This window comes from Arthrobacter hankyongi (assembly GCF_022012395.1).
In the GTDB taxonomy this organism is placed as follows: domain Bacteria; phylum Actinomycetota; class Actinomycetes; order Actinomycetales; family Micrococcaceae; genus Crystallibacter; species Crystallibacter hankyongi.
Window position 1 is genome coordinate 1 of record NZ_JAKLTQ010000051.1, and the last position, 1,045, is coordinate 1,045.

Consider the following 1,045-nt stretch of genomic DNA (forward strand, 5'->3'; position numbering starts at 1 on the left):
CCGGTTCTTCGAAGCCAGCCGGCGCAGCTCTGCCAGCACTTCTGCCTCGCTCAAAGCGTCCTGGAGTTTGAGGGGGTTTTCCTGCCGGATGGAATCGGGGACGGCAGTGTCCACCAGGCCGTCGAGGCTGTCGTAGCCGACGGCCTTGAGCATGGTGTCGATATCGGCCTGGCGGCGTGCACCGATGTGCCGGTCGGCGAAGTTTGATGAAAGTGACTGAATCGTCATGAGGAACTCCAAGGTGTGGCCGGCCCGGGGGCCCGGCTTGGGTTTGGGTTCCTCCCCGCTCTGTATCGGACCTGAGAGATTCCGCGGCTTCTAGCCCGCTTGCACCGTCGGTGAGCCGGCGTCCTGCCGGCTGCTTTCCAGAGTTGCCTCGCCGCGGCGGTACATGGGCCTGAGAGATTCCTGGGGAGGATTTGCTCCTACGGCGCCTGCCCGGATGGTGGGTGGGAGGACTCTCCCGCCACGGTTCGAAAGGCATATTCAGCTGTGGGTGATTCGGCTCACACCGTACACGCTGTTTCGGCGCCGGTCAAAATCCGGTGCTGAAGGCAATCGGTTGGCCATCAGTGAAGACACTACCCGGAAACCTGCGCTCCCATCGGCACCTGGCCCCCAAGCCTCCCGGCGTGCCGTCTGTTCCGGCCCGCGGTTGACATCGAAAATGACGCAATGCGCCGGTTGGCTTGCGGGGGCGGCGTCCGTCACGCTAACGTGTGACTCCAGTCACTCAGGACTGAAAAATGCTTATGATCCGCGGCGGGAGAGCCCTGCCGGTACATCGGCAGGCGCCGAAGGAGCAAATCCTCCCCGGGAATCTCTCAGGCACCTGTACCGCCGCGGCGAGGCAACTCTGGAAAGCAGCCGGCAGGACGCCGGCTCACCGACGGTGCAAGCGGCACCTGCGAGAGCAGGGGGCGCGGAATCTCTCAGGTCCCATACAGAGTGGGGAGGAACCCGAATCATCGTGTCACCTTGGTGCCACCTGAACGATGGAGTTCCTCATGTCCGCTGATCCTCCTACTGATACGCCTGCGGAAGC

The 1,045-nt window shown here is 63.4% G+C and carries 1 pseudogene and 2 riboswitches; the pseudogene reads right to left on the minus strand.

What is annotated here, in order from left to right:
• Positions 1-228, minus strand: a pseudogene (locus LVY72_RS24075) (hypothetical protein); the annotation flags it as partial.
• Between the two features lie 147 nt (positions 229-375).
• Positions 376-476: riboswitch (glycine riboswitch) on the minus strand.
• Positions 477-753: 277 nt separating this feature from the next.
• Positions 754-850, plus strand: a riboswitch (glycine riboswitch).
• The last annotated feature ends 195 nt before the right edge of the window (positions 851-1,045 follow it).